The 19,606-nt window shown below is 64.6% G+C and carries 20 protein-coding genes; 10 read left to right on the top strand and 10 right to left on the bottom strand.

Annotated elements, in window-relative coordinates; genetic code table 11:
• Position 1: 1 nt before the first annotated feature.
• The 8 genes from LI72_RS16245 to LI72_RS16210 all read right to left on the bottom strand — a co-directional run bounded on the left by LI72_RS16245 (position 2) and on the right by LI72_RS16210 (position 9,256).
• Positions 2–802: a TIGR03084 family metal-binding protein gene (locus tag LI72_RS16245; protein ID WP_033927022.1), complete on the bottom strand. Its 801-nt coding sequence runs from the start codon at positions 800–802 to the stop codon at positions 2–4.
• On the bottom strand, positions 802–1,671 hold the full coding sequence (locus LI72_RS16240; protein ID WP_033927021.1) for an alpha/beta fold hydrolase: 870 nt from the start codon (positions 1,669–1,671) through the stop codon (positions 802–804). Before LI72_RS16240 ends, LI72_RS16245 begins: the two co-directional genes overlap by 1 nt.
• A gap of 185 nt (positions 1,672–1,856) precedes the next feature.
• Complete coding sequence (locus LI72_RS16235; protein WP_033927020.1) at positions 1,857–2,129, bottom strand: hypothetical protein; 273 nt, start codon at positions 2,127–2,129, stop codon at positions 1,857–1,859.
• A gap of 251 nt (positions 2,130–2,380) precedes the next feature.
• Positions 2,381–2,782: a nuclear transport factor 2 family protein gene (locus LI72_RS16230; RefSeq protein WP_033927019.1), complete on the bottom strand. Its 402-nt coding sequence runs from the start codon at positions 2,780–2,782 to the stop codon at positions 2,381–2,383.
• 8 nt (positions 2,783–2,790) lie between these two features.
• Entirely contained in the window at positions 2,791–3,789 is a 999-nt protein-coding gene (locus tag LI72_RS16225; protein WP_033927018.1) for an NADP-dependent oxidoreductase, read from the bottom strand.
• Between the two features lie 42 nt (positions 3,790–3,831).
• Positions 3,832–5,391: a long-chain-fatty-acid--CoA ligase gene (locus LI72_RS16220; protein ID WP_033927017.1), complete on the bottom strand. Its 1,560-nt coding sequence runs from the start codon at positions 5,389–5,391 to the stop codon at positions 3,832–3,834.
• Between the two features lie 6 nt (positions 5,392–5,397).
• A complete protein-coding gene (locus tag LI72_RS16215; RefSeq protein ID WP_052130065.1) occupies positions 5,398–6,858 on the bottom strand; it encodes a carotenoid oxygenase family protein in 1,461 nt (486 codons plus the stop codon).
• A gap of 85 nt (positions 6,859–6,943) precedes the next feature.
• Entirely contained in the window at positions 6,944–9,256 is a 2,313-nt protein-coding gene (locus LI72_RS16210; RefSeq protein ID WP_052130063.1) for a TonB-dependent receptor, read from the bottom strand.
• A 215-nt stretch (positions 9,257–9,471) separates the two neighbouring features.
• Between LI72_RS16210 and LI72_RS16205 the strand changes: the two genes are divergently transcribed.
• The 7 genes from LI72_RS16205 (at position 9,472) to LI72_RS16175 (ending at position 16,157) form a co-directional block, all read left to right on the top strand.
• Positions 9,472–11,592, top strand: coding sequence for a molybdopterin-containing oxidoreductase family protein (locus LI72_RS16205; RefSeq protein WP_033927016.1), 2,121 nt, complete (start codon positions 9,472–9,474; stop codon positions 11,590–11,592).
• A 70-nt stretch (positions 11,593–11,662) separates the two neighbouring features.
• Positions 11,663–11,974, top strand: coding sequence for a Rieske (2Fe-2S) protein (locus LI72_RS16200; RefSeq protein WP_033927015.1), 312 nt, complete (start codon positions 11,663–11,665; stop codon positions 11,972–11,974).
• The gene (locus LI72_RS16195; RefSeq protein ID WP_033927014.1) at positions 11,971–12,735 is read left to right on the top strand and encodes an SDR family NAD(P)-dependent oxidoreductase; all 765 of its coding nucleotides are present in this window, start codon (positions 11,971–11,973) and stop codon (positions 12,733–12,735) included. Before LI72_RS16200 ends, LI72_RS16195 begins: the two co-directional genes overlap by 4 nt.
• A gap of 109 nt (positions 12,736–12,844) precedes the next feature.
• On the top strand, positions 12,845–13,597 hold the full coding sequence (locus LI72_RS16190) for an SDR family NAD(P)-dependent oxidoreductase (protein ID WP_033927013.1): 753 nt from the start codon (positions 12,845–12,847) through the stop codon (positions 13,595–13,597).
• Positions 13,598–13,633: 36 nt separating this feature from the next.
• Complete coding sequence (locus LI72_RS16185; RefSeq protein ID WP_033927012.1) at positions 13,634–14,647, top strand: NADP-dependent oxidoreductase; 1,014 nt, start codon at positions 13,634–13,636, stop codon at positions 14,645–14,647.
• Between the two features lie 2 nt (positions 14,648–14,649).
• Positions 14,650–15,438: a ThuA domain-containing protein gene (locus LI72_RS16180; RefSeq protein WP_231562503.1), complete on the top strand. Its 789-nt coding sequence runs from the start codon at positions 14,650–14,652 to the stop codon at positions 15,436–15,438.
• Positions 15,435–16,157, top strand: coding sequence for an SDR family NAD(P)-dependent oxidoreductase (locus tag LI72_RS16175; protein WP_033927011.1), 723 nt, complete (start codon positions 15,435–15,437; stop codon positions 16,155–16,157). The genes LI72_RS16180 and LI72_RS16175 overlap by 4 nt, the downstream gene beginning before the upstream one ends.
• Before the next feature lie 10 nt (positions 16,158–16,167).
• Here LI72_RS16175 and LI72_RS19700 read toward each other — a convergent pair whose 3' ends face one another.
• Together LI72_RS19700 and LI72_RS16170 are read right to left on the bottom strand one after the other, a co-directional pair.
• Positions 16,168–16,473: a type II toxin-antitoxin system RelE/ParE family toxin gene (locus LI72_RS19700; RefSeq protein WP_081985140.1), complete on the bottom strand. Its 306-nt coding sequence runs from the start codon at positions 16,471–16,473 to the stop codon at positions 16,168–16,170.
• Entirely contained in the window at positions 16,474–16,719 is a 246-nt protein-coding gene (locus LI72_RS16170) for a type II toxin-antitoxin system ParD family antitoxin (protein ID WP_033927010.1), read from the bottom strand.
• Positions 16,720–16,893: 174 nt separating this feature from the next.
• Between LI72_RS16170 and LI72_RS16165 the strand changes: the two genes are divergently transcribed.
• Genes LI72_RS16165 through LI72_RS16155 form a run of 3 tightly spaced genes read left to right on the top strand, consistent with a single transcriptional unit; the run spans position 16,894 to position 19,603 of the window.
• The gene (locus LI72_RS16165; protein WP_231562502.1) at positions 16,894–18,126 is read left to right on the top strand and encodes a cytochrome P450; all 1,233 of its coding nucleotides are present in this window, start codon (positions 16,894–16,896) and stop codon (positions 18,124–18,126) included.
• Complete coding sequence (locus LI72_RS16160; protein ID WP_033927008.1) at positions 18,123–19,214, top strand: acyl-CoA dehydrogenase family protein; 1,092 nt, start codon at positions 18,123–18,125, stop codon at positions 19,212–19,214. The genes LI72_RS16165 and LI72_RS16160 overlap by 4 nt, the downstream gene beginning before the upstream one ends.
• Entirely contained in the window at positions 19,211–19,603 is a 393-nt protein-coding gene (locus LI72_RS16155) for a Zn-ribbon domain-containing OB-fold protein (protein ID WP_033927007.1), read from the top strand. The genes LI72_RS16160 and LI72_RS16155 overlap by 4 nt, the downstream gene beginning before the upstream one ends.
• The last annotated feature ends 3 nt before the right edge of the window (positions 19,604–19,606 follow it).

The following is a 19,606-nucleotide window of genomic DNA, read 5'->3' as shown; positions in this document are numbered from 1 at the left end:
GTCAGGCGCGCGCCACCCGCCGCACCCCGGGCGCGGGCGGATCGACCGGGGCACCGGCGAAGCATTGCGCGATGGCCATCCAGGCGGTCGCATTCGGCCCCGTCACCTTGAGCGCGGTATCGGCGATGTTGCGGGTCTGCGTGACGACCTGGCAGAATTCCGCCGCCTCACCTTCGATCAGCTCGCCATCCGCCGGTTCGCCGAAGGTCCAGATCTCGCCCGAAGGCGCGGTGAGGCGCAGATGCGGGACAGGCTGCGGCGCGTCCAGTCTGCGGTTCTTGAACGTCCAGCCGTAGGTGTTGAGCCCCAGCACGCAGATATTCTTCAAGCCATCGCCGTTCTCGCGCTCGACGCCCAGCCCATCGAAGATCGCCTGCGCGTGCGCCCAGCTTTCCATCAGCCGCGCGGTGATCGAGGAGCGCGCGCTCATGCTCGGCCCGGCCCAGGGGACGCGCTGCGCCGGATCGGCGGTGGCGAAATCGGCAGCGGTGGCGCGGTAGGTTTCGGCCCAGGCCGCGACCAGCGCCTGGCCGGTCAGACCATCGAGCCAGACTCGCTCGAACGCATTCAAGTCCCCGCCCTTGGCGATGATTCCGCCCACCTGGCGCATGAAGCCCTTGAACGCGTCTTCGTCCTTGAGCGAAAGCTGCGCGGCCTGATTCCAGACGTGCAGATGGCCGATGACATCGCCGATCGTCCAGCCCTTGAACGCGGTGGGTGTCGCCAGCTGCGCCTCATCGAGCGCGGCTACCAATGCATGGATGCGGTCGCATTCGGTGAGGAAATCGCTCGCCTGCTGCATCACAGGAAGCCCTTGAGCTCGGCCATGAACTGGTCGAACTGGTCATGGTGCAGCCAGTGCCCGGCATCGGCGAACTTGGCGAGGCGTGCATTGGTGAACAGGTTCAGCCGGCCGTCTGCCTCGGGATCGGAGGCCCAGCTCTTCTCACCCCAGCACAGCAGGGTCGGGCAGGTGATGCGGCGCCATAGATCGTACATCTGGTCAGGCGTGATATCCAGGATCGGCCAGATGCGGATATGCGGGTCGAACTTCCAGCTGTACGTGCCGTTCTCGTTGCGGATCACCGCATGTTCGCACAGGTGCCGCGCCTGCTCGGCAGTCAGATAGCTGTTTTCTGCATGCATCCGCGACAGCGCTTCCTCGAAGCTGTCATATTCGCGGTGCTTGCGCGTCGCCTTGGCGCGCTTGTCGGCAAACCATTTGCGCCAATGATCGTGCAACGGTGTCTGGCGGCGCTCTTCAAGCATCCTTGGCGAGGGCCCCAGCCCTTCGATCGCGACGATCTTGCGCACCTTTTCAGGGTACAGCCCCGCATAGCGCAGCGCGGTATTGCCGCCGAGCGAGTGGGCAACGATCGTCACCTGATCATAGCCGAACTGCTCGACCTGCTGGGCCAGATCATAGACGAAGTTCATCGTTGGATAGTTGCCGTCGGCGGTCCATTGCGAATCGCCATGGCCGCGAAGGTCTGGCGCAATCACATGCCAGTCGCCCTGAAGCTCGCTCGCCACCCAGTCCCACGATCGGCAATGGTCCTCACCGCCATGCACGAGGATCAGCGGCGGGGCGTCGGCATTGCCCCAATCGGCATAATGCAGCCGCAGCCGCTGCGAGAAATAGGTCTGCGAAGAAGGTCCGGTGGCTTTCATGCCCGGACCTTAAGCGGCTTTGCGCTCAAAAGAAAAGTGGCTTTGACCGCTGGTTGCGGACCAGCGCGCAGCGACGCTACGGCCAGCGCAACTGCGCAAAACCGTCCGCCGGATAACGACCACGAAAAAGGCCGGGAAAGCGCGATGCTCTCCCGGCCTTTCAGGGCGTCGATGGATCGAGAGGATCAATCCAGACGGGCAAGTTCCTTCTTCGAAAGCGAGGTCGTGACCTTGCCTTCGCCAGCGGTGAGGGTCGAGGCGCCGATGCGCACGACCTTGCCCTTGTAGATGACCAGAGCCGAACCGTCTTCGAGAACGCGGGTCACCTTGCCGACGCGCTTGCCTTCGGCGTCGTAGATGGTCTGGTTCTTCGAGATCAGGGCATCGTCCTGCGCGAAGGCGGGAGCGGCGGTGGCGGCGAGGAGAACGGCGCCGAGCAGGGCGGAACGAAGCTTCATGGGACGATTCCTTTCAATCACGGGGGGAACGGACTGGCCCTTATTCGGGCGGGTATTCTTACGCCGTCCATTTAAGTGCGCGATTGATAGGTTTCAATAAGCAATGCTGCGTTTGCGAATGATATTTTTGCAGATTGAGTTGCATGAAACGCAATATGGATTGCGTTGATTGAAATTGCTCAATTTTTTCTCGGTCTGGCGATGTTGCATCGCAACAAAGTTGCATGGTTCGCCATCGGCTGATCGGCCAATCAGGCTTGGTCCAGCGCGCCGACCGCCGCCGGATCGAAATAGAAGGGGCGAATCTCGGTGACCAGCCCCTCCTGGATGCGGAATACCTCCGCCAGCGGCATGGCCTGCGACTTGCCCGTAATCCGCGAGGTGAGATGAAAGGTCACGAGGCTGACGACATGGCCCTCGCCTGCCGTCATGGCATGAAAATCGATCCGCGGGTCGGCCCAGTGCGCCATCACCTGGCCGTGCAGCCGCCGCAGCGCATCGCGCCCGCGAAACGTCCCCGCATACGGCAGGCCGTCCGCCTCCCAGATCACCAGATCGGGCGACAGATAGGCTTCGCACGCCGTCCAGTCGCCAGCCCCGGCATGGGCATAGACGGCCTGGACGACGGCCTTGAGCGCAGCTTCATCTGCCATCGGGCAGCCTAGAGTTTCAGCATCTGCTTGCCGCGGTTGGCGCCCGAGAACAATCGCTGCATCGTCTGCGGTGCGTTCTCGAACCCTTGCTGGATATCCTCGCGATAGGCGAGCCGCCCATCCTGCACGAAACCCGCCAGCCGCTTGCGGATCAGCGGGAATTCGGCGGCCCAGTCGAGCACGATGAACCCGGTCATCGTCGCGCGGCGGAAGATGAGGTTGAAATAGTTCTGCGGGCCGGCGGGCATCTGTCCGGTCTCATAGCGGCTGATCCCGCCGCAGATGACGACGCGCGCGTTCGTCGCGATCTGGGCCAGCATGTCATCGAGGATCGCCCCGCCGACATTGTCGAAGATGACATCGACGCCATTCGGGCAATGCTGCTTGATCGCGGCCTTCAATCCGCCCGCCTTGTAGTCGATCGCGGCGTCATAGCCGGCTTCTTCGACCAGCCAGGCGCATTTGTCCGGCCCGCCCGCGATGCCGACCACGCGGCATCCGGCGATCTTGGCCAGCTGGCCGACGATCGATCCGGTCGCCCCTGCCGCACCCGAGACCAAAACCGTATCGCCCGCCACCGGCTTGCCGATCTTGAACAGCCCGCAATAGGCGGTGAGACCCGTGGTGCCCAGCACCGACATCATTGCGGTCGGCGGCAGGTCCGGCTCGCACGGCACCAGCCCCTCGCCATCCGACAGGTGATATTCGGTCCAGCCGGTCGATCCGATCACCATCGTGCCCACGGCAAACTTGCCGCCATTCGAGTCGATGACTTCCGAAATGCCCGAGCCGCGCATCACCTCGCCGATTTCGGTCGGCGCGACATAATCGGCGATATTCTCCATCCAGCCCTTCTGCGCGGGATCGAAGCCCAGATAGTGCGTCTTGAGCAGCATCTGGCCGGGCCCTGGCGGTGCCAACTCCTTCGTCACCAGTTCGAAATCGCTGTCTTCGACAGGGCGACCGCGCGGGCGGCCTGCGATCAGCCATTGGCGGGTGGTGGTCATGGTGGTTCCTCTTCCTGTTCGCTAATTCCGGTTTGTGAGGCGCTAACCGATCTGCCGCTCGCCCTCCTGCCAGTAGAGCTTGCGCAATTCCTTCTTGAGCACCTTGCCCGAGGGGTTGCGCGGCAGTTCGGTCACGAAATCGATGCTCTTGGGGCATTTGAACCCCGCGATATGCGTGCGGGAAAAGGCGATCAGCGCTGCTTCACCGACCGCCGCGCCGTCCTTGAGCACCACGATCGCCTTCACCGCCTCGCCCCAGCGCCGATCAGGAATGCCGATCACTGCGCAGTCGCGCACCGCCGGATGATGATGCAGCGCGTTCTCGACCTCGGCGGGGTAGATATTTTCTCCGCCCGAGACGATCATGTCCTTCACCCGGTCGAACAGATAGAGATAGCCGTCAGCATCGACATACGCCGCGTCGCCGGTCCGGTACCAGCCCTCAACAAAGGCCGAGGCGTTGGCATCGGCGAGATTGTGATAGCCCGCCATGACCAGCGGCGCACGCACCCAGACCTCACCCACATCGCCGGTCGGGCGGTCCTGCCCATCCTCACCGACGATGCGCAGCTGGACATCGGGAAAGGGCTTGCCGCAGCCGGCCATGCGCGGCGTGCCTGCGACATCGTGATCCTCGGGGGGCAGATAGACGATCGTGCCGCTGGTCTCGGTGGCGCCGTACATCTGCACGAACTGCGCATTGGGAAACATCTGCATCGACCGGCTGAGCACGTCGAGCGGGATGGGCGAGGCGCCATAAGGCAGCACCCGCATCGAGGAGAAGTCCGCACCCTGGGCGTCCGGGTGGTTCAGGATCATGTTGAGCACGGCGGGCACCGCGAACATCTTGGTGATGCCATGGCGCTGCACCGCCGCGATGATCACCGCGACATCGGGCTGCGCCAGGATCACCCCGGTGCCGCCGCCGTTCAGCGTCTGCATCACCCAGGCGGTACCGCCGATATGGAACAAGGGCATCGCCACCAGCGACACATCGCTGGGGAGCCATGCCGCCCAGTCCTCGCCGATCTTCCTGCCCTGGCTCAAGGACGCGGTGAGGCTGCCATGGGTCAGCAAGGCACCCTTGGGGTGACCGGTGGTGCCAGAGGTGTAGAGCTGGACCGCAACATCGGATGGCGCAAGGTCAGCCAGCGATCGGTCGGGCGCAAAGCCCTGCACCCATTGCCGGAAGGCAGGCCGTCCCTCGAAGTCGCCATCGCCCAGCAGGATCGTGTCGAGCCCTGCCTCGGCACGCACCGCCAGCGCATTGTCCAGCACCGCGCCTTGCGTCAGCAGGAAGCGCGCGCCGGCATCCTGGATGATATAGGCGATCTCGCGCGGTACCAGCCGCCAGTTGACCGCCACCGTCACCGCGCCGATGCGCAAGGCCGCCATCAGCAGGATGACATAATCGATGGTGTTGAGCCCCAGAAACGCGACCCTGTCGCCCTTGCCGATGCCGCTGGCCTTGAGCGCAGCAACGCAGCGGCACACCAGATCGTCGAGCGCAGCATAGCTCAGCGTCTCGTCGTCCTGGATCAGCGCGGGCTTGTCGGGGGTGGCGGCGGCCCCGCGCGCCACCATCTCGGCGATCATGCTCATGGACCCTCAGTGCGCCATGGCGCGGGCATAGAGATCGCCGTCTGCGGGATAGAAATTGCAGTGGAAGCCGCTCGGCACGCGGAACGGCACCAGCACCCGTGCGATGGGGCCAGCCGCGATGTCGAGCGCGTTGAAGATCGCTAGCTCGCTGCCCGGCGCATTGGCGCGGTGAACGAGCGTCATCGCATAACCATCCGCTTCGCCCTCGGGCCCGGTCTTCGCGCCCAGCCGCGGCGCAAAGACCAATTCGCCTGCGGCTGCGCCCTTGCCGAAATGATGGATGTCTTCTGCACCGGTCACGGTGTCGAAGCGCAGCGCGGCATCCAGGCCCTCGACCCGGGCATCGCGCGATTCAAGGTTGATATTGGCAAAGGCGTGCCGCGTCTTTCGCGTCATCAGCCGGTCGTCGGGACGCGGGAACTGCAGGTCGCGTTCGTTGAGCACCTCCTCGCGGATCACATCGGTGTTGGCATCCAGATCGATCGTCCAGCGGCGCAGGCTCTGCCGGGTGCCCGCGTGCGTCGCGCGCACCCCGGTTTCGTCAGGGAACAGCGCAGTGCCGTTGGCGGCGGCGACATTCGCGATGATCTTGCCACCTTCCTCCCACACGTTCAGCTCGTGGAACATGTGGCGCGGCTCGTATTCGAACCAGCGCACATCGTCGGCGCTGCCATGGCGCGGCATTACCGCAATCTTGGACGGACGATCGTTGACCCAGGCGGTCATCGGCCCGCCGCGCATGAAGCGGCCGAGGTCCGTATCGATCGGCAGCACCGGGAAGACCACCCAGTTTTCGGTCACGAAAAACGTGTGCATCAGGCTCATGTGCGGCACGGGGATGATCTGGCTGCGGGTCAGCGCGCCGGCGCGATCGATCACGTCGTAGCGGATTTCCGCAGCCCCCATCGGACCGTTGATCATCGCGCCGATGTTGATCATCTCGCCGGTGGCATAGTCGATCTTGGGATGCGCCGAGAAGGTGGTGGAGATGGTGCCGCCGTAATGATCCTCGCCGATGGTCGAAAGGTCGCGCGGGTCCAGCACCACCGGCGGCGCGCCTTCCATCAACGCGAGCAATTTGCCGCCGTGAATGATGATGTTGGTGTTGGCGGTGTTGTAGCGCTTGCCCTGAACCGAAGGATCGGCGGTCATCGGGTTGCCGAACACCCCGAACAGCCGTTCGCCGGCGGCCTTTTCCAGCTCGAACTTCTCGGTGCGGACCCAGCGGTTGCGCATCGAGACGCGGCCGTTCTCGATGAAGAAGCCATAGACCATGCCGTCGCCATCGAACCAGTGATACTCGTCGCCGCGCGTCGGGTGCAAAGGCTCGGGCCCGTTGCGGTAGAAGACGCCTGCCAGATCGTGCGGGATCTCGCCCTCGATCACCAGATCGGGCGCATCGGCCTCAAAGCGATTGGGGGCGTGGTGCCCGTGCAGATACGGATGCGGCGGAAAGGGCTTGGCCATGGCGGAGCGTTTGCGATCCCGTGTTGTCGTTTTGGAACAACGCCCGCGCTTCCGTGTGCAACCGGAGCGCGGGCGTTGAAGGGTATCAGAATTCGAGCATCACTTCTGCGCCAAACTGGCGGGGCGGACGGACACCGGCAAAGGTGAACAGCCCGGCGACCGGCAGCGTGCTGGAAAGGCCGCGGTTGTCGAACAGGTTGCGCCCGAAGACGCTGAAGGTCGCCGCCGCACCACCGAAGTCATGCTTGTACGACAAGGTGGTATCCAGAATCTCCCGCTCGGAGGCTTCGCAGCGGCGGTCGTTGGTGATGATGCCCTGTGCCTGCAACGCAGGGTCGGTCACGATGCAGGTGGTGTATTTGTCGACATAGCGGAAGATGGTGCTCCAGCGGAGTTCGCCATCCCCCACCGGCCGGGTGTAATCGAACCCTGCGGACCACGCATATTTCGGCGCGCGGCGCAGGTTAAGATCGGAGACATCGACGCCGCCGCGCACGAAGTTCTGATAGTTGGCGTCGAGATAGGTGGCCGAGAAATTGAACGAGAGATCATCGCTCGGCAGCGCGACGATTTCCAGCTCGATCCCCTTGATCCGCGCCGATGCGGCGTTCTCGACGATGGTTTCCTGTGCCTGGATAGCGTTGAACGGTGCCACGGTGGGCCGAACCAGCTCTTCCTGCTTGTCCGAATAATCGGTCTGGAAGACCGCGATATTGGTGCGCAAGCGGCGGTCGAGCCAGTCCGCCTTCAGGCCGATTTCATAGGCATCGACGATTTCAGGCTGATACGGGCCGATGGCGGTCGGCGTGGCCGCGCGGCCGTTGAAGCCGCCCGAGCGGAAGCCGCGCGAATAGCTGGCATAGACCAGCTGGCCACCATCGAACTGGTAATCCAGGCTGGCGCGATAGGTGAACTCGCCGAAATCTTCCGCAGCGCTGCACGAGGCCAGCGTGATACCGGCAAAGCCGACCGGGCAGACGCCGGTGGGGCTGAGCGCGAAGTTGGTGGTCAGCGCCTTTTCGTCCCTGGTGTAGCGGCCGCCCACGCCGAAGGTCAGGTTGTCCGAGAGCTTGAAGCGCGCATCGGCAAAGCCGGCATAGGATTTGGAATCGCCGACAGAAAGCTGGAAGGCGCTGGCGCCTGGGCCCAGGAAGCCGAAGAACGAGGTCTGGCGCAGCGTGTAGGTGCTGTCGAAATAATAGGCGCCCAGCACGATATCCATCCAGTCGGTCACGTCGCCGGCAAAGCGGATTTCCTGGCTGAACTGCTCGTATTGCTGGATGCGCAGGGTATCGAAGAAGTTGATCGAGGCGGAGTCGAAATCCTGCCGGACGCTTTCATTGTTCTTGCGCCAGCCGGTGACCGAGGTCAGCGTGAAATCACCCAGCTCGATGTTGATCGTGCCGCTGATCGCATCGGTCTTGTTGCGCACCGGGGTCTGGATATTGCCGAACACGTCATAGAGCAGCTTGCTGTTGGTAGGCGTGCGGTTGCACTGGTTGCCCGGGATCTGGAACGCGCGGACCAGGCCGACACCGGGGACCGGGACCTGCAGACAGATCAGATCGAGATCGCTCGACACGCTGGCGGTCGCAACTTCGCCGTCCTCTTCCTGGTGCTCGTAGGTGATCACCGCCTCGATATCGTCGGTGGGCGTGATCAGCGCGGTGACGCCGGCGGTCCAGACCTCATATTCGTTGGTGCGGCGGTTGCCCTGCGTCACGTTGCGCAGATAGCCATCGGTATTGTCGTAGAAAAAAAAGCCCTTGAACGCGAGAAAGTCGCCGATCATCGGGGTGTTGACGACCAGGCGGCCGCGCACGGTGTTATATTCGGCATAGCCGATCGAGGCGCGCACGCCCCATTCGCCGGTGGGCTTGCTGCGCCGCACGTTGATCACCCCGCCAATGGTGTTGCGGCCGAACAGCGTGCCCTGCGGGCCACGCAGGATCTCGATCGATTCGAGATCGAACGCATCGAGCAGCTGGCCGGTGTTGGTGCCGATGAACACATCGTCGACCACCACGCCCACCGCCGGGTCGAACGACTTTTCGATATCCTCGAAGCTGATGCCGCGGATGGCGATGGCGGCGGCCGAAGGCCCGGCGTTGACCGGATCGACAACAAGGCCGGGCACGCGTCCGGCAAAATCGCGAAGGTCATCGACCGCGCCGGTCGCCAGCGCCTGGGCATCGATCGCGGAGACGGCAACCGGCACGGCCTGCAGCGATTCCTCGCGGCGCTGGGCGGTGACGACGATGGTACGAAGGCCCGTTTCCTGGGCGACTTCAGCCCCGTCCGATGCTGCCTGATCCTGCGCGAACACCGCCGTCGGTGCCGCGAGCATCCCCAAGCCCAAGGCATAAGCCGACGCCGACAGATAGGTTGATACCTTCATCGTAACCCTCCCCTCAATGCTGCGGCCTTTGCGGCCCGCACCTTTTTCATGTTGCGCGAAAATGACCGGGCTACCCCGTTGCCTCAAGTGTCAAAAATGACAGTCGCGGACCCTACGGCATCCGCTAGGCTGAGCGCAGTAGGCCAGGATCCGGCCGTGATGCTGCGTGCCCGCGCGCGGCCCGGAGGACCGCGCCCAAAGGGAGGGTCAAGACCATGCCGGAGCAGCGCAGCTTCTGCCGTTTCTGCCACGCCAATTGTGCAATCCTGGTGGAGACCGAAGGCGACCGGGTCGTGCGGGTGTCGGGCGATCCGGAGGACCCGGTGTTCGGCGGCTATACCTGCATCAAGGGGCGGCAGCTGCCCGAGGCGCATCATCATCCCGAACGGTTGCTGGCCTCGCAGAAAAAGCAGCCAGATGGTTTTGTCCCGATTGCCACGCAAACCGCGCTCGACGAGATTGGCGCGAAGCTCAGGGCGCTGATCGACGAGCACGGTCCGGACAGCGTCGCCATCTATACCGGCACCTATGCGTTCCAGAATTCCGCCGGCGTCGCTTCGGGGATGGCCTTTGCGCAAGGCCTGGGGACGCGGCATTTCTACACCAGCGTGACGCTCGATCAGCCTGCCAAGGTCTATACTGCCGCACAATATGGCAGCTGGTCGGGCGGCGGGCATGTCTTCGGCGAGGCCGATGTCGCGTTCTTCATCGGCAACAACCCCATCGTGTCGCATTACGGCCCGCCGGGAGGACTTCCGCCCTTCTCGCCCTCGCGGCGGCTGCGCGATGCCATCGAGGGCGGGCTCAAGCTGATTGTCGCGGATCCGAGGGAAAGCGATGTCGCGGCGCTGGCGCATATCCATCTGCCCGTCAAACCGGGTGAGGACCCCGCGCTGCTGGCGGGCATGATCCATGTGATCCTGGAAGAGCGGCTGTATGATGAGGCGTTCGTGCAGGCGCATGTCGATGGCCTGGCCGAGCTGCAACAGGCGGTAGCGGGCTTTGCCCCGCCTGTCGCGGCCGCGCGCGCAGGCGTGAGCGAGGCCGATCTGGTGGCCGCGGCACGCATGTTCGCAGGCGGCACCAAAGGCTCTGCCAGCACCGGCACCGGCCCCGAAATGGCGGGCAACGGCACGCTGACGCAATATCTGGTGAGCAGCCTCAACATCCTGTGCGGGCGCTTCTGCCGCGAGGGCGAGAAAAGCTCGATCCCGCGCATCTTCACGCCGGTGACGCCGCGCCGCGCGCAGGTCAATCCGCCGTTGAAGCTGTGGGGTGAAGGCTATCCCGCTTCGCGCTTCCGGGGCCTCACGCACCTGATGGCCGAGATGCCGTGCAACGTGCTGGCCGACGAAATCCTCACCCCCGGCCCCGGCCAGGTCAAGGCGCTGATCTCGATCGGCGGCAACCCGATGCTGGCCTTTCCCGATCAGGACAAGATGGCGCGCGCGATCGAATCGCTCGATCTGTTCGTCAGCGTCGATATCCGCAGCCAGGGCGTGTCGGCGCGCCGGTCCGACTATATCCTTGCGCCGCTGATGTGCCTCGAGCGCGACGACATCTCGTCGCTGTCCGAATGGTGGTACGAGATTCCGTACGCCCGGTACACCGACGCCATCCTGCCGCGCCCCGGCGATCTGCTCGACGAATACGAGATGCTCTGGGGCTTGGCCAAACGGCTGGGCACCGGGCTGCCGCTGGCAGGTGGCCCCTGCCCGATGGACGCCTGCCCGGACAAGCAGACCTTTCTCGACATGGCGGTGGCAGGCTGCGTCGTCCCCCCCAGCCAGGTGCGCGCCGACAGCGTCGATGGCAAGGCGGTGATCTATGACGACAGGCACCCGATCGTCGAACCGGCGGAGCCCGGCCACGAGGCGCGGTTCGATCTGGCAGGCGGCGCGATGCCCGCGCAACTCATCGCCTATGGCAGCAACGATCCTGCAGCCCAGGGCTATCCCTTCCGCCTGATCTCGCGCCGCAGCCGCCACCGGTTCAACTCGACCGGCGGGCATCTGTCCGCGCTGGCGGCCAAGCGCACCACCAATCCTGCGCATATCCATCCCGAAGACCTCGCCGGGCTGGGCGTCGCCGATGGCGAGATGATCCGCATCGCCTCGCCGCATGGCGAGGTCCATGCGCTTGCCAAGGCGTCGGGCAACCTGCGCCGCGGCGTGATCTCGATGGCGCATGGCTATGGCGATCCCGACTTCGGGCCGGACCAGGTTTCCACGCGTGGCGGATCGACCAACCGGCTGGTGTCCGAAACCAGCGGGTTCGATCCGATCACCGGCCAGGCGTTGCAAAGCGGGATTCCGGTCAAGGTGCTGCGTGTTTGAGTCAGCGCGGATGCTCGCTCAAACCAGCACAGGATTGCGGTTGCCCGCATTGTCGGTCATCACAGAGCCCATGGCCTTTACCCCTGTAACCCCATCCGATGTTGCGCCGGGCACCACCCGTTTTGCGCAGCATGAAGGTGCAGCATTTCTGATCGCGCGTGATGGCGATGGCAGCCTTCATGCCATGGACGGCCTGTGCAGCCATGCGATGCTGCCGCTTGAGGGCGCTCGGCTGCGGCGCGGGCATGTGATTTGCCCGCACCATGGCGCGCGCTTCGACATCACCAATGGCGCGGCCAAGGGTCCGCCTGCGCATTGCGGCATCAGGACCTGGCCGGTGCGGGAGAAAAACGGCATGATCGAACTGGACATGGGCACATGACATTTGCGGTGAAGGACAAGGTGGTGCTGATCACCGGCGCGGCATCGGGCATCGGCGCTGCCACCGCGCGGCTGGCGGCGGAGCGCGGCGCCAAGGTGATCGCGACCGATCTGGACGGCGAGCGGATCCAGGGTGTCGCCGCCGATTGCCAGTGCATCGGGCTGAAGCATGATGTCACCAGCGAGGACGACTGGGACAATGCCATCACCGCCGCGGTGCACCATTATGGCCGGCTCGATGCGCTGGTTTCGAACGCGGGCATCGTCAATTACGAGCCGATCATCGATCTTGATCTGGCGCGGTTCCGCAGGCTCAACCAGGTGCATGTCGAGGGCAGCTTCATCGGCCTGCAGCGAGCGGTGGCACAGATGCGCAGCCAGGCTGGCGGGCAACCGGCGACCGGCAGCATCATCCTCACCGCCTCTGTCATGGCCAATTGCGCCGCGCCCGCAATCTCGGCCTATGCCGTCGCCAAGGCGGCGATGGCCAACATGGCGCGCGCGGTCGGGGTCGAGGTCGGTCGCAAGGGCGACATGATCCGCGTCAACGCGGTGTGCCCCGGCCCCACCCGCACGCCGCTGCTCGAAGGCGCGATGCCGCCGGGTGCGATGAACGATCCCGCGCACTGGACCGACGTGCCCCTGGGCGTGCCGCAGGAGCCCGAGGACATTGCCGAGAGCATCCTGTTCCTGATCAGCGAGGAATCGTCGTTCATGACCGCCACGCAGATGGTGGTCGATGGCGGATGGAGTTTGACATGATGGCCTCGCGCACCAGAGACCCGTTTGTCCCCAGCATGTCGAGGGACATCATCGCGAACCTTGCACATACGTCCCTCGACTTTGGTCGGGACAAACGGGAGGGAGGCCTATGACGAAAACAGCCATCGTCACCGGCGCGACCTCGGGCATCGGCCGCGCCGCCGCTTTGCGCCTCGCCAGGGCCGGCTTCCACATCATCGCCACCGGCCGCAATCCGGAGCGCGGGGCAGAGACCGTGCGCCAGGTGCAGGCGGCCAGCGGCACCGCCGAGTTTCACAGCTTCGATGTCACGCGCGAGAGCGACTGGGCCGCGTTTGCCGACACTGTCACCGCCACGCACGCATCGGTCGATGCGCTGATCAATTCCGCCGGATCGTTCTTCTCCAAGCCCTTGCCCGATACCTCGCTCGAGCAGTTTCGGGCGCTGTGGACCGCAGATGTCGAAAGCGTGGTGCTGGGCACCAAATACGGCCTGCGCATGATGCGCGACACCAAGAGCGCGGGATCGATCGTCAACATCTCCTCGCTCGCCGGGCTGATCGGGCTCGACGATTGCGCCGCCTATTGTGCGGCCAAGGCGGCGGTGACGCATTTCAGCCGGGTGGCTGCGCTCGAAGGTGCGCAGATGGAGCCCAGGGTCCGCGTCAATTCGCTCAACCCCGGGGTGATCTATACCGAGATGATCACCGGCGCCTATGGCGACAGCGACGAGGTCAAGGCGTTCGTCATGGACGGCAACGCGCTCCAGCGCGTCGGCACCGCCGAAGACATTGCCAGCGCCGCCACCTTCCTCGCCAGCGCCGCCTCGCGCATGGTCACCGGCACCGCGATGCTGGTCGATGGCGGGCGCGGCGCAGACTGATCCTTCCCTTTCCCATTTTGCGGAGACTCAAACCCCATGACCAGCAACCGCCAGTTCATTCTCAAGCGCCGCCCCGATGGTGCGCCCGTCGCCGAGGATTTCGCGCTGGAGACCAGCGCGCTGCCCGCGCTCGAGGAAGGCCAGTTCCTCATCCGCAACCATTGTGCTTCGCTCGACCCCGCGCAGCGCGGGTGGATGTCCGACGCCGAAAGCTACATGCCGCCGATCCCGCTGGGCGCGCCGGTGCGCGCGACCACCATTGGCGTGGTCGAGGAAAGCCGCGCAGAGGGCTTTGCCAAGGGGCAATGGGTGCTGGGATTGAACGCGATCGAGGATTATTCGGTGGGCACCTTGGGCGGCTTTACCCAGCCGATCGATCCGAACGCGGTGCCGTCGGTCACCAACTATCTCTCGCTGTTCGGCGCGGTGGGGATGACCGCCTATTTCGGCTTCATCGACGTGTGCGAGCCGCAGGTGGGCGATGTCGTGCTGGTCACTGGTGCCGCCGGGGCCGTGGGCTCGCTGGTCGGCCAGATCGCCAAGATCCTGGGCTGCACCACCATCGGCATCGCAGGCGGCGCGGAGAAATGCGCGCGGTTGAAGGACCGCTACGGCTTTGATCATGCGATCGATTATCGCGGCAAGGACATGGCGGCGCTCGATGCCGCGATCCGGGCCGTCGCGCCCGATGGTGTCGATGTGATCTTCGAGAATGTCGGCGGCGATATTCTTGATGCGGGCCTGATGAACCTGCGCCATGGCGCGCGCATCGGGCTGTGCGGGCTGATCAGCGAGTATAACGCACCTGAGCCGGTGGGCGCGCGCAACATCTGGCAGCTGATCGTCCACCGCGCGTCGATCCGCGGACTGCTGGTCGCCGATTACGTCCCGCGCTTTGCCGAGGGCGGGGCGAAGATGGGCGAATGGGCGGCCACCGGACGGCTGGTGGTCGACGAGCATGTCGACGAGGGGCTCGAAAATGCGCTGCCGGCGTTCATGCGGCTGTTCGAGGGCTCGAACCAGGGCAAGATGATCCTCAAGATCGCCTGATCGTGCGCGACCTTCTGGTCCTGTCGGGCGGCCATCCCTATGAGGCCGAACCGTTTGCTGCGCTGCTGGCCAGCCTCACCGGGTGGCGCGTGCAGCATCTGCTGCATCCCGAGGCGGAAGCGGCGGTGGCCGACGGCGCGGCGGAAAAGGCCGATGTGCTGCTGTTCTACGACATGCCGGGCTATGTCTTTGCCGGCGGCACGGTAACCAGCCGCCCGCCGTCCACCGGTTTCGTGCAGGCGATCCAGCGGCATTTTGCTGCGGGCAAGGGCGCGGTCATGCTGCACCATGCGCTGGCAGGGTGGGCCGACTGGCCGGGCTGGAGCGAGATGCTGGGCGGCAGGTTCCTCTACCAGCCGGGCGAAGTGCGTGGCCGAGCCTGCCTTGATTCGGGCTATAAACATGACGTCGACTACGAGGCGGTGGTGGTGGCGGATCATCCTGTGACGCGAGGCCTGCCCGCTCGGTTCGCGGTCAATGACGAACTGTACCTGGCCCAGGTCTTCGAGGAGGATGTCACCCCGCTGATCCGCGCCGATACGCGCTTCGAGCGCGACTGCTTCTCCTCGGCGGCGCACGCCGTCGCCGGACGGATGTTCGACAACAGCGACTGGCCGCATCCGCCGGGCAGCAACCTGATTGGCTGGACACGCACCGTCGATGCTGCGCAGATGGTGTATCTGCAATTCGGCGATGGCACGGCCAGCTACGCCAACCCCCATGTCCGTCGCGCCATCGCCAATGCGCTGGATTTCGTGACGCACGCCGAACGCGCAAAGGAAACAACATGAGCAGACTGAACGGACGCAAGGCCCTGGTCACCGGGGCAGCATCGGGGATCGGCGCGGCGACCGTCCGCCGTCTGCTGGCCGATGGCGCAACCGTGCTGGCCTGCGACATCAGCGGAGACGGTCTGGCAGGCACGGTCAACCATGTCGCCAACCTGGCCGATCCGCAGGCGATCGCCACCCTGGCTGCGGCTGCGCAAAGCCAGCTGGGAGGGCTCGACATCCTGATCAACAACGCGGGCGTATGCCCTGTGGGGACGCTGGGCGAATTGACCGACGAGCAGTGGCAGTTCGGGCTCGACGTCAATCTGCTCGCCCCGACGCGGCTGTCCAAGGCTTGCCTTGGCCTGCTGCAGGCATCGAAGGCCGGACGCGTGATCAACACCGGGTCGATCCTGTCGCGCTATGGCGATGCGGGCCTCGGCGCCTATGCCGCGTCCAAGCACGCGATCCTGGGCTTCACCCGCTCGCTGGCGATGGAACTGGGCCCCTATGGCGTGACGGTCAACTGCGTGCAACCGGGCTGCATCGTGACAGGAATGACCCGCGGCATGCTCGAAAATGGCGAGGCGGCGGATTACTACCGCGACAAGTCCGCGCTCAAGCGGCTGGGCCAGCCCGAGGATATCGCCGATGTCATCGCGTTTCTGGCGAGCGACGACGCCCGTTTCATCACCGGCCAGGGCATCATCGCCGATGGCGGGGTGATGACGCACAGCTGATTGGGGCGGGTCAGTCGTTGTCGAAATGGGTCGCGACGTCTCGGCTGGCGTGGAGAATATTGACAACTTCCAGTCGGTTTTCGGCGTACCGGAAGAAGATGATGTAGCCATTTGCGGAGACACTTCTGAGCCCAGGGACGCATTCCGCCCGATCAGAGCCGAGTGTTCCGGGAAGCGAAGCAAGGTGCGTGCATCTGGCGCGCAATCTAGAAACAAAAGCTCTTCCCGCCGAAAGACTGGCGCTTTGGGTGGTAACGTATATCAGAATTTCAACCAGATCTTCGCTGGCCGAATCAAGATAAATGAGCTTCCTCACCTAATATCCCTGTGACATGAGCCCCTCAGCTGCTGTTTCCAGGCTCCGATCGACATCATCATCATTGTTTTCGCCGCCGCGCGCAAGCGACGCTTCGATCGTCTCGCGCAGCGCTGCAAGCTTGGCCTCGCGCTCTTCGACCAGACGCAGCCCCTCGCGTACGATCTCGCTTGCCGAACCATAGCGCCCCGTCTTGAGCAAGGCCTCGACATAGCTTTCCCAGCGTTCGCCAATCGATACGTTCATGGATCCTATCCCTTCGAATGGTTCTCTCAGGATACCGCAATAACACAAATTGTGCAATTTTCGTTATCCCTGCGCCATCACCCGGCCCTAGCATTTTCGACTATCGCCGCTCGCCGCCGCGGGCGGCTATGACAGGGGAATGACAGAACAGCATCGCGGGAGCAGGCAGTGACGGTGGCGGCAGAGCAGACAAGCTTTTTCCATCCGGATGTGCTGTCCGACCCCTTTGCCTTTTACCAGGCGACCATTCCCACCCAGCCGGTCTATTATGATGCGGCGAGCGGCCTGTATCTGGTGCTGAGCCACAAGCTCGTCAGCGAGGCGACATCGCGGACAGAGGAATTCTCGAACAATTTCCAGGCGGTGCTTTCCGGCGCGCGATCCGAAGACCCGCAGGTCAAGGCGATCCTCGAAGATGGCTGGCCGCAGGTCGACACGCTGCTGACCGCCGATCCGCCGGTGCACACGCGGTTCCGCAAGCTGGTCAATCTCGCCTTTTCCGCGCCGCGAGTGAACAAGCTCGAAGCGCATATCCGCGAGATCGCGCGCGACCTGATCGATGCCATGCTGGGCAAGGACGACATCGATTTCGTGCGCGATTTCGCCATGCCGCTGCCGATCCGGATGATCTCCGAGCAGCTGGGGCTGACGCATGAGGAGCCCGCAACGATCAAGCGCTGGACCGATGCCTTTGTCGACCGGCTGGGCGGTATGGTGCCGTTGGAGCGCGAGCTGCAATGCGCGCGCGAGGTGGTCGAGTTCCAGCACGCGATCAAGGCGCAGATGGACCTGCGGCGCGCCAACCCGACCGACGATCTGCTGTCCGACCTCGTGCATGCCGAGGTCGATGGCGAGCGCCCGCTGGACGATGGCGAGCTGCTCTCGATCGTGCAGCAGCTGCTGGTCGCGGGCAACGAGACGACCACGGCCACGCTGGCTGAGGGCATCATCCTGCTGGCGCGCAACCCGAATGAGCTCGCCAAGGCGAAGGCTGACCCGAAGATCATCCCCAATATGGTCGAGGAAATGCTGCGGCTGGCCAGCGCTTCATCGGGCATCTGGCGGGTGATGAAATCCGATGCGGAACTGGGCGGAGTCACCCTGCCCGCCGGTGCCATGGTGATGATGCGCTATGCCGCCGCCAACCGCGACCCCGAGCGCTATGAAGACCCCGACCGTTTCCTGGCCGACCGAGCCAATGCGCGCACGCACCTCGCCTTCGGACGCGGCATCCATATGTGCGTCGGCAACATGCTCAGCCGCAAGGAAATGACCGTGGCGTTCGAGGAACTGCTGCCGCGCATTGCCGGCATCACGCTGACCGACGAGAGCGCGATTGCCTATCATCCCAACATGATGCTGCGCGGACCTTCTTGCGTACCGGTGCGTTTCGAGGCCGTGCCATGAATTTCGATTATGACGAGAGCCAGCTGCTGTTCCGCGCCTCGGTCGAGCGCTTTCTCGAGGGCAGCGACATCGCTGCGCGCAAGGCGCAGCGCGCGCATCCTGGCGGGATCGACCGCACGCGCTGGCAGACGATGGCCGATCTGGGCCTCGCGGCCATGGCGCTGGGTGAAGACAGGGGCGGCCTGGGGAGCAGCCTGCTCGATCTGGTTGCCGTGGGCGAGAGCTTTGGCCAACGCATCTCTTCGGACAACTGGCTGGAAAATGCGGTGCTGCCCTTGCTGCTGGCGGGAAGCGGACTGGCCGAGGCGCATCCGCTGATTGCGGCACTGGCATCGGGCGAAGCGATCGCGGCGCTGGCGCTGTTCGAGCCCGAGGGGCGGCATGTCACCATTCCGCGCAGCACCACCGCCAAGACCAGCGCGCAGGGCTATCTGCTGAGCGGCGACAAGAGTTTCGTGCTGGGAGCCATGGCCGCCGACTGGCTGCTGGTGAGTGCGCTCAGCGACAGCGGCCCGGCCTTGTTCCTGATCGCGGCCGATGCTCCCGGGGTGTTCCGCAAAGGCTATCGCGTGATCGATGGCAACGAGGCCGCCGAAATTGCCTTGCGTCAATGCCATGTGCCCGCCGAGGCACAGCTGTCGCTCGATTGGGACGCGGTCGAGCACGCGCTGACGACCGCACGACTGGTCGCCGCTGCGGAGATGACCGGGCTGGCCCAGCGACTGTTCGACGATACTCTGGGCTATGTCCGCCAGCGCGAGCAGTTCGGCCAGCCGATCGGCCGCTTCCAGGCGATCCAGCACCGCATGGTGGAGGCCTATGCATTGGTCGATCAGGCCAAGAGCGCGCTGATCGCCGCGGTCACATCGGGGCGGGCAGACGATATTGCGGGCATGAAGGCGATCGTCGCCGAGTGCGCGCTCGGCATCGGACGCGAGGCGGTGCAGCTGCACGGCGGCATGGGCACCACCGACGAGTTGGAGATCGGCCATGCGCACAAGCGCGTGCTGTTGCTGTCGCAATGGCTGGGCGATCCCGCGAGCGGGCTGGATGCCTATGCGCGCGATGATGCGCGGGTGGCGGCATGAGCGCTGCGGTTCCTGTCGCCGAAGGGCTGTGGACCGACGAGCCGCAGCCGCGCCTGATCGGCGGGCGTCACCGCATGTCGGGCGAGATTGTCTTCCCGATGCCGCAAGGCGATGCTGCGCAGCATTTCGATGCCATAGCGCTTTCGCGCACCGGCAGCTTGTGGTCATGGACCAGCCAGGATTTTCGCCCGAAATCGCCGCCCTATGCGGGCCCTGATGCCTTCACCCCGTTCCTGATCGGCTATGTCGAGCTGCCCGGCGAGGTGATTGTCGAGACGCGGATCGAGGGCGCGGCCCTGGCCGATCTGAAGCTGGGCATGGCGATGGAGCTGGTGATCACCGAGTTCGCTCCGGGGCGGACGACCTTTGCTTTCAGGCCAGCACCATGACCC

This window comes from Sphingomonas sp. 35-24ZXX, assembly GCF_000786215.1.
Lineage (GTDB): Bacteria > Pseudomonadota > Alphaproteobacteria > Sphingomonadales > Sphingomonadaceae > Blastomonas.
Note: the sequence above shows the minus strand (reverse complement) of the source record. Positions and strands in the feature narration are given on the sequence as shown.

What these genes read in the sequence shown, in the direction of transcription:
- LI72_RS16245 (WP_033927022.1), bottom strand. Translation starts at nt 802, where the DNA reads ATGCAGCAGGCGAGCGATTTCCTCACCGAATGCGACCGCATCCATGCA.
- LI72_RS16240 (WP_033927021.1), bottom strand. Translation starts at nt 1,671, where the DNA reads ATGAAAGCCACCGGACCTTCTTCGCAGACCTATTTCTCGCAGCGGCTG.
- LI72_RS16235 (WP_033927020.1), bottom strand. Translation starts at nt 2,129, where the DNA reads ATGAAGCTTCGTTCCGCCCTGCTCGGCGCCGTTCTCCTCGCCGCCACC.
- LI72_RS16230 (WP_033927019.1), bottom strand. Translation starts at nt 2,782, where the DNA reads ATGGCAGATGAAGCTGCGCTCAAGGCCGTCGTCCAGGCCGTCTATGCC.
- LI72_RS16225 (WP_033927018.1), bottom strand. Translation starts at nt 3,789, where the DNA reads ATGACCACCACCCGCCAATGGCTGATCGCAGGCCGCCCGCGCGGTCGC.
- LI72_RS16220 (WP_033927017.1), bottom strand. Translation starts at nt 5,391, where the DNA reads ATGAGCATGATCGCCGAGATGGTGGCGCGCGGGGCCGCCGCCACCCCC.
- LI72_RS16215 (WP_052130065.1), bottom strand. Translation starts at nt 6,858, where the DNA reads ATGGCCAAGCCCTTTCCGCCGCATCCGTATCTGCACGGGCACCACGCC.
- LI72_RS16210 (WP_052130063.1), bottom strand. Translation starts at nt 9,256, where the DNA reads ATGAAGGTATCAACCTATCTGTCGGCGTCGGCTTATGCCTTGGGCTTG.
- LI72_RS16205 (WP_033927016.1), top strand. Translation starts at nt 9,472, where the DNA reads ATGCCGGAGCAGCGCAGCTTCTGCCGTTTCTGCCACGCCAATTGTGCA.
- LI72_RS16200 (WP_033927015.1), top strand. Translation starts at nt 11,663, where the DNA reads ATGGCCTTTACCCCTGTAACCCCATCCGATGTTGCGCCGGGCACCACC.
- LI72_RS16195 (WP_033927014.1), top strand. Translation starts at nt 11,971, where the DNA reads ATGACATTTGCGGTGAAGGACAAGGTGGTGCTGATCACCGGCGCGGCA.
- LI72_RS16190 (WP_033927013.1), top strand. Translation starts at nt 12,845, where the DNA reads ATGACGAAAACAGCCATCGTCACCGGCGCGACCTCGGGCATCGGCCGC.
- LI72_RS16185 (WP_033927012.1), top strand. Translation starts at nt 13,634, where the DNA reads ATGACCAGCAACCGCCAGTTCATTCTCAAGCGCCGCCCCGATGGTGCG.
- LI72_RS16175 (WP_033927011.1), top strand. Translation starts at nt 15,435, where the DNA reads ATGAGCAGACTGAACGGACGCAAGGCCCTGGTCACCGGGGCAGCATCG.
- LI72_RS16170 (WP_033927010.1), bottom strand. Translation starts at nt 16,719, where the DNA reads ATGAACGTATCGATTGGCGAACGCTGGGAAAGCTATGTCGAGGCCTTG.
- LI72_RS16160 (WP_033927008.1), top strand. Translation starts at nt 18,123, where the DNA reads ATGAATTTCGATTATGACGAGAGCCAGCTGCTGTTCCGCGCCTCGGTC.
- LI72_RS16155 (WP_033927007.1), top strand. Translation starts at nt 19,211, where the DNA reads ATGAGCGCTGCGGTTCCTGTCGCCGAAGGGCTGTGGACCGACGAGCCG.